Here is a 7182-nt window from a genome sequence, read left to right on the forward strand (position 1 = left end):
GCGGTCAGCTCCGGGGAATGCTGTCGATCTTGGCGGACGCCTCCTTGAGGAGCTGGCCGATGTCCGCGTCCTTCTTGGTGAGGACGGCCGAGACGACGCTGTCGAGGACGGAGTAGATCTGCTGGGCGTTGGGCGGCTCGATCTTCATCCGGAGCTGATGATTGCCGTCGAGGAACGCCTGGTAGTTCTCCACCGGGACGTTGGCGTTGGCCTTCTTGACCTGCTGGTCCTCGGCGTCCGCGGCACCGGTGAACAGGCGCGGCTCGGGCAGGCCGACGGGCGCGTCGTTCCTCTTGGCGCGGGCGTAGTCGCCGAGGAAGCCCTTGCCGGGGGTGAGGAACATGTGGTCGAGCCACTTCAGGCCGGCGCGGATCTGCGCGGGCGTGTCCTTCTTGTTGAACATGTAGCCGTCGCCGCCGATGAGGGTGCCCTTGCCGCCGGGCATGGGGGCGAGGGCCAGGTCCTTGTAGTCGCCGCCCTTCTCCTTGACCAGGATCGGGATGTTGTCGGGCGCGGAGAGGTACATGCCGAGCTTGCCGGAACCCATCATCTGCTGGACGTCGTTGATGATGAGGAGCTGCTTGCTGCCCATCGAGTCGTCGGTCCACCGCATGTCGTGCAGGTTCTGCAGCACGGCGTGGCCCTCGGGGGTGTCGACGCCGGCCTTGCCGTCGGCACCTACCACGTCACCGCCCTGGGAGTACAGCTCGGCGGTGAAGTGCCAGCCGCCCTGGTTCTGGGCGCTGTAGTCGGCGTAGCCGACGGTGCCGCCGCCGAGCGCGGCGATCTTCTTGGCGTCGGCGCGGACCTCTTCCCAGGTCGCCGGGGGCTTGTCGGGATCGAGACCGGCCTTCTGGAACAGCTTGCGGTTGTAGATCAGCCCCATGGAGTATCCGGTCCGCGGTATGCCGTATACCTTCCCGTCCACCGTGTAGATGTCGCGCAGCTGCTTCTGGATGGTGTCGTAGCTCTTGAGGTCCTTGAGGTACGGCGTGAGGTCGGCCGCCTGGTTGATGGCGACGACGTGCCGGGCGTCGGTGAAGTACGTGTAGAAGACGTCCTCCATCTGCCCGCCGGCGAGCTTGGCGCCGAAGGTCTTCGGGTCCTGGCAGGGGAACGCGTCGTGGGCGACGACGTCGATGTCCGGGTTCTGCTTCTCGAAGGCGGCGGTGTCGTCGTCGAAGAACTTCCGGTCGACCTTGGCGCTCTTGGGCGGCTCGCAGTTGACCGTGATGCGCGTCTTGCCGCTGGCCGTGTCGTCGTCGCCCGACCCGCAGGCGGTCGCGGCGAGGGCGAGCGAGGAACAGACGCCGATCGCGACGAAGGTACGGCGGAACCCGGTGTGTCTCATCGGTGGACCCCTCATGGCACTCAAGGCAGGAGCTGTGGGCGTCGCACACTCAAGCACCGTCAACACCATGCCGCAAGATGTCGCGCAGAATCTGAAATTATTTGGCAGCAGGACGGATCTTTTTCGATCTCACGTGCGGGGCGCTTGCCCGGTGGAACCGCGCACCACCAGCTCGGGCTCGAACAGCAGCTCCTCGGCGGGCACGGCGGTGCCCCCGATCTGCACGTTCAGCAGCTCGACCGCCGCACGGCCCATGGCCTCGATGGGCTGGCGGACGGTGGTCAGCGGGGGTTCGGTGCAGTTCATGAAGGCCGAGTCGTCGTAGCCCACGACGGAGATCCGCCCGGGGACGTCCAGCCCCTTGCGGCGGGCCGCGCGCACGGCACCCAGGGCGAGCGGGTCGCTGGCGCAGATGATGCCGGTGACGCCCTGGTCGATCAGCCGGGAGGCGGCGGCGTGGCCGCCCTCGATGGAGAACATGGCGCGCGCCACGAACTCGTCCGGCAGGTCGGCCGCGACGGCGCGCGCGGCGGCCAGCTTGCGCGCCGAGGGGATGTGGTCGCCGGGGCCGAGCACCAGGCCGATGCGCTCGTGCCCGAGGGAGGCGAGATGCCGCCACGCCTGCTCGACGGCGACGGCGTCGTCGCAGGACACGGCCGGGAAACCGAGGTGTTCTATGGCCGCGTTGACCAGCACGACCGGGATGTTGCGGTCGGCGAGCAGCCGGTAGTGGTCGTGCGGCGCGTCGGCCTGGGCGTACAGCCCGCCGGCGAAGACGACGCCGGAGACCTGCTGCTGGAGCAGCAGCTCGACGTAGTCCGCCTCCGAGACCCCGCCCTTGGTCTGGGTGCACAGCACGGGAGTGAGTCCCAACTGGGCGAGCGCACCCCCGATGACCTCGGCGAACGCCGGGAAGATGGGGTTCTGCAACTCCGGCAGGACCAGGCCGACGAGCCGGGCGCGTTCGCCGCGCAGCTGGGTGGGCCGCTCGTAGCCGAGAACGTCGAGGGCGGTCAGCACCGCCTGCCGGGTGGCGTCGGAGACCCCGGGCTTGGCGTTGAGCACCCGGCTGACCGTGGCCTCGCTGACCCCGACCTTCTTCGCCACTTCCGCAAGTCGTCGCGTCATGCACGCAAGCGTATCGCAATTTACGCAAGTAGTTTGCGTAACGGGGTCAGGGAAGTACCCGGGGCCGCGAACGGGCCTGCAGGGGGTGTTTCCGGCCCGGCCCCGTCGGCGACCTGAACGCCGACGGAGCCGGGTCAGTCCTCGGCGGCCGGGACGACCGTCAGGTGCGCGCCCGCACCCCGCGGCCGTCGCGGCCGGCGCGCGACGGCGGCCGGACGGCGGGGGTCGCGCAGGACCATCGTCAGCCGGGTCAGACCGATCTCGGCCAGGGTCGGCGGCGTCTCGTCGACGATCCGGCACTCGGTGGGCCCCCGGCGCGGGTCCGGGTGGAGCAGCAGGCGCACGGCGCCGTCGAGCCGCGTCCCGGCCTCGCCGACGGCCCGGATCCAGTGCGGCAGACCCTGCCGGTAGGCGGCCTCCATGATCGGGTCCTGGGCGATGTCGCGGCGCACGGCCTGGAGCTCGTGGTCGTGGCCGTAACGCTCGAGGGCGGTCCTGAAATGGGCGAGCATCGGCAGGCACCAGCCCGGCTCGTGCTCGCCGAGGATGTCACCGGCGTCCGGGTGGAACAGCACGAAGCGCAGGAAGTTGTCCCCGGGCAGGGCCGTCGGATGGGGTCGCACCCCGCGGAAGAGGGTCTCGAAGGCACCGTTGGCCATCACCACGTTCCAGCAGTGGTCGACGACCAGGGACGGGAAGGCGACGGCGTCGAGCAGCGTGGCGCAGTCCTGGAGGTACGCCTGGGCCCCGCGGCTCTCGGGGACGGACCGCGGCGCCGGCCACCGCCCTCCTGCCTGATGTGCCATCGGGAGGTCACCCCTCTTGCCTCTGCGCCCTTCACGTGGCGATGCGATCCTGCTGCCCCGACGAGAGCCATGTCAACTATCGTGGCATTTCATGCCGGTTGACGGCTGAAATTCGCCACAGTTGTGGCGAGACCTGGATGTGAGTTCGAAGCACCCGCTACTCTCCGGGAAGTTCACGCAACCGCTTGTGAAGAAACACGGACGCCCCCTGAATCCCTCGAGAGACGTAGGAGTTCTGTCGGTGACGGATGGCTACGAGGATCCGGGCGCCACGGAAACCGCTCAGCTTCCGGCCGTCGTCGCCCGCGTCACCGCGCTCGCCGACCGGCTCGGCGTGCCGCAGTCCGAGGTCTTCGACGTCGGCCGGCTCTCCGTCGCCTGCGGCGTCCCGGAGCCGGTGGTCAACGCCCTGCTGGTCGGCCGCCCCGCGGGCGAGCCCGACGTCCAGGCCCGCTTCCTGCAGCGCCTGGACCTGCTGCGCCGCACCCGGCTGAAACCGGGCGGCCGCAAGTACACCCAGCAGGAGATCGCCGACGGCGCCGGCATGTCCCGGCAGCAGGCCGGCGCCCTCATCAACGGCGACCGCCGGCCGACCATGGAGCACTGCGACGCCTTGCAGCGGTTCTTCCGCGTGCACGCCGGCTTCCTCACGGCCGAGGACCCGGAGGCACTGGCCGGCGCACTGCAGCGCACCGAGCAGGACCTGTTGCAGAAGCTCGCCGACCGGGAGCGGGCCGCGGCCGAGTCGGCCGAGGACCCGCTGGAGCGGCTGCTCCAGGACCACGGGGTGCGCGGGATCGCCTGGCGGGCCGCGCAACTGCCCACCGACCAGCACCGGGACAAGGTCGCCGAGTGGCTCGACATGCTCCTGGAGAGCGTCAAGCGGCCCGATTCGTGAGCCGGGGGAGGACCGTGGGCATCGGCAAGGACATGCGCCGGCTGTGCGCCGAACTGGTCGGGGGGCTCGCCCTGCCCGCCCCGGCCCCGCCGCACGAGGTGTACCGCGCGCTCTGCGGAGCCATGAGCCACCGCCGCGGCCGCCCCGTGCACTTCCGTACGGCCGTCTTCCCGCCCGGCACGGCCAGCGGCCTGTGGCTGGACATGACCGACCGCGACCTGGTCGTGGTGGAGGAACGCACCGCACCGGACCACCAGTTGGTGATCCTCGGTCACGAACTGTGGCACATGCAGGCCGACCACCGCGGCCACCACGTCACCGGTGTCGGCGCCGGAGCCGGCGTGGCGACCCGGCTGCTGGGCGACGACACCGACCAGGCCGCGCTCCAGGCCACGGTCCTCCGGGTCGCCGCCCGCACCCGCTTCGACCAGGCCGAGGAACGCGAGGCCGAGACCTTCGGCCTCCTCCTCGCCAGCAAGTGCCGTACCCGGATAACCGGTTCGGGCCTGCGCGGCCCGATCCAGCGGGACGACGTGGCGGGCCGCATCGGGGCGTCCCTGGGCTACCCGGGGCCCCAGGGCTGAGGGGACCGCGGGGACACGGCGGGGACGTCGGCAAGGACTGCTCCGGCAGGGGCCGGGCGACGCCAAGGAGCGGGCGTCAGCGAGGGCGAGGCGCCACAGGGACGGGTACCGGCAGGATGGGGCGCGGAGCCGAGGGGAGCCGAGGGGACCAGGTATCCGGTACGCGGGGAGGCCGGCCAGGAGACCGGCGGGCCCGGAAGTCGGGGCAGGAGACCGGCGGGCCGGGAGGTCGGGAAGCCGGGGACCACGGGCCGGAGGCTGAGGCATCCATATCGGCGCAGGCCCAGCTGGGTTTTCCCGCCGCTGAGCGGACAGGGTTTTCCCTCCGCTGAGCGGACGGGGTTTCCTCCGCTGAGCGGGCGAACCATGGCAGTGCGCGCAGGCGTTGTCAGTGGCGGGCGGCAAGCTGGACACGTGCGCCGTACGACTCGGTGCACGGCGCCGCAGGGCGCGTGACCGTGACGCCGAACCGGGGAGAGCCGACCGATGCCCACCGCCGTACTGACCGACCGCGAACGCACCGCCGTCCAGGCCTACCTGCGGCTGCTGCACACCGTGCGCGCCGCCTTCGACGGGCCACCGGACGGCGGCGGCCCCGTCGTGGTGCCACCCGTCGTGCTCGCCGAGGCCGACGGGGCGCTGACGCGGGCGGGACTGGCGGGCAACGAGGAGGAGTTCTTCCGGCTGCTCAGCCACTGGTGCCCCCGGGAGTGAGCGGGGCGAGGGGCCGTCCCGCTCACCGGTGCGGGACGGTCACCGCCGTTAGCACGAGACCGTCCGCGACGAGCCAGCGGCCGTCGAACGCGCTCAGCCGTACGCCGCCCACCAGCGGCCCGGGCACGAGGAGCCTGGCCCGGAAGCCGCCGCGGCTGCCCGACCCGGCGTGGGTGACCAGTTCGATGTCGGCCTCGGAGAAGTCCAGCCAGGCGTGGGCCAGCGGGAACCACGCCTTGTACACGGACTCCTTGGCGCTGAACAGCAGCCGGTCCCAGTGGACGCCGGGCAGGCCGGCGCTCAGCGCGCGGTGCCGCCGCCGCTCGGCGGGCAGCGCGATGCTCTCGAACACCTGGTCCGGCAGCGGCGCGTGGACCTCGGCGTCGATCCCGAGGGAGGCGAGGTCCCCGGCGCGGACCAGGGCCGCGGCCCGGTAGCCCTCGCAGTGGGTCATGCTGCCGGTCAGGCCCGGCGGCCAGGTCGGGGCGCCGCGCTCGCCGGTCGGCACGGCCTGGGCCGGCACGCCGAGCTTCTCCATGGCGAGCCGGGCGCAGACCCGTACGGCCGTGAACTCCCGGCGGCGCTTGTCCACCGCGCGGGCCACGATCCGCTCCTCATCGGGGTACAGCGTGGCGTTCTCCGACTTCTCGTCACCGAACGCCTCCACGGCCACCACCGACTCCGGGAGCAGCTCCTCGATCACCGGGTCCGACCTCCATCGGCAGGATGCGGCGCGGCTGCCCCGGGGGTGCGGAGCGCTTGCGCCATTCGCGGGGATACCCCACGGACACTTCTTCGAAGCGGACACCCTCGTGCCAGGTGGTCCGCGGGATGTGCAGATGGCCGTAGACCATCGTCTCGACACGGAACCGGCTGTGCCAGTCGGCGGTGAGGGCCGTGCCGCACCACATGGCGAACTCCGGGTGCCAGAGCACGTCCGTCGGGTGCCGGTCGAGCGGATAGTGGTTGGCGAGGACCACGGGCAGGTCGTCGGGCAGCGCGGCGAGCCTGCGCTCGGTCCGGGCGACGCGGTCCCGGCACCACTCCTCGCGCGTGCGGTACGGGTCGGGGTGGAGCAGGTACTCGTCGTTGCAGACGATGCCGGTGCCCTCCGCGTAGGCCAGGCCCTCCTCCTTGGTCGCGCAGCCGGGCGGCAGGAACGAGTAGTCGTACAGCAGGAACAGCGGGGCGACGGCGACCGGGCCGCCGGGTCCTTCCCACACCGGGTACGGGTCCTCCGGCGAGGTGACCCCGAGTTCCCGGCACAGGGCGACGAGGTGCTCGTAACGGGCGACGCCGCGCAGGGTGACCGTGTCCTTCGGGTGGGTCCACAGGTCGTGGTTGCCGGGTGCCCACAGCACCTTGCGGAAACGGCCCGCGAGGGTGGCGAGGGTCCAGCGGATGTCCTCGACGGTCTCCGCCACGTCCCCGGCGACGATCAGCCAGTCGTCGTCCGTGTGCGGGCGCATCTCCTCGACGAGCGCACGGTTCTCCGGATAGGAGACGTGCAGGTCACTGATGGCCAGTAGCTGTCCGGCCCCGGCCGTCGACTCCACCCCGCACCCCTTTTTCCGATGATCCGTCAGCACCACGACAACACATTCACCGGCCTGGGACAAGGGCGACCGGGCCGGTCGGGGTGAACGGTCGAGGCGGACAGCGTGAACGGTCGGGCGCCGAACGGGGCGAAGGGTCGGGCGG

The 7182-nt window shown here is 71.5% G+C and carries 8 protein-coding genes; 3 read left to right on the plus strand and 5 right to left on the minus strand.

Annotated features, from left to right (window positions below; genetic code table 11):
- Nucleotides 1-4 precede the first annotated feature (4 nt).
- The 3 genes from V7E45_RS21300 to V7E45_RS21310 all read right to left on the minus strand — a co-directional run bounded on the left by V7E45_RS21300 (nt 5) and on the right by V7E45_RS21310 (nt 3285).
- Nucleotides 5-1351 (minus strand): ABC transporter substrate-binding protein, encoded by a 1347-nt coding sequence (locus tag V7E45_RS21300; protein ID WP_333775791.1) that lies wholly within the window; start codon nt 1349-1351, stop codon nt 5-7.
- 129 nt (nt 1352-1480) lie between these two features.
- On the minus strand, nt 1481-2479 hold the full coding sequence (locus tag V7E45_RS21305; RefSeq protein WP_333775792.1) for a LacI family DNA-binding transcriptional regulator: 999 nt from the start codon (nt 2477-2479) through the stop codon (nt 1481-1483).
- 134 nt (nt 2480-2613) lie between these two features.
- Nucleotides 2614-3285, minus strand: coding sequence for an MmyB family transcriptional regulator (locus V7E45_RS21310; protein ID WP_333775793.1), 672 nt, complete (start codon nt 3283-3285; stop codon nt 2614-2616).
- A gap of 241 nt (nt 3286-3526) precedes the next feature.
- On the opposite strand from V7E45_RS21310, the gene V7E45_RS21315 reads away from it, so the two are divergent.
- From V7E45_RS21315 to V7E45_RS21325, 3 genes are all read left to right on the plus strand, one after another.
- The gene (locus V7E45_RS21315) at nt 3527-4183 is read left to right on the plus strand and encodes a helix-turn-helix domain-containing protein (protein WP_333775794.1); all 657 of its coding nucleotides are present in this window, start codon (nt 3527-3529) and stop codon (nt 4181-4183) included.
- 32 nt (nt 4184-4215) lie between these two features.
- A complete protein-coding gene (locus V7E45_RS21320) occupies nt 4216-4767 on the plus strand; it encodes a toxin-antitoxin system, toxin component (RefSeq protein WP_333775799.1) in 552 nt (183 codons plus the stop codon).
- Nucleotides 4768-5253: 486 nt separating this feature from the next.
- Entirely contained in the window at nt 5254-5481 is a 228-nt protein-coding gene (locus V7E45_RS21325; protein ID WP_333775795.1) for a hypothetical protein, read from the plus strand.
- 22 nt (nt 5482-5503) lie between these two features.
- Here V7E45_RS21325 and V7E45_RS21330 read toward each other — a convergent pair whose 3' ends face one another.
- Together V7E45_RS21330 and V7E45_RS21335 are read right to left on the minus strand one after the other, a co-directional pair.
- A complete protein-coding gene (locus V7E45_RS21330; protein WP_333775796.1) occupies nt 5504-6184 on the minus strand; it encodes a 4'-phosphopantetheinyl transferase family protein in 681 nt (226 codons plus the stop codon).
- Nucleotides 6132-7037, minus strand: a complete 906-nt coding sequence (locus tag V7E45_RS21335) for a metallophosphoesterase family protein (RefSeq protein WP_333775797.1) — start codon at nt 7035-7037, stop codon at nt 6132-6134. The genes V7E45_RS21330 and V7E45_RS21335 overlap by 53 nt, the downstream gene beginning before the upstream one ends.
- Between the last annotated feature and the right edge of the window lie 145 nt (nt 7038-7182).

This window comes from Streptomyces sp. IBSBF 3136 (assembly GCF_036815105.1).
Lineage (GTDB): Bacteria > Actinomycetota > Actinomycetes > Streptomycetales > Streptomycetaceae > Streptomyces.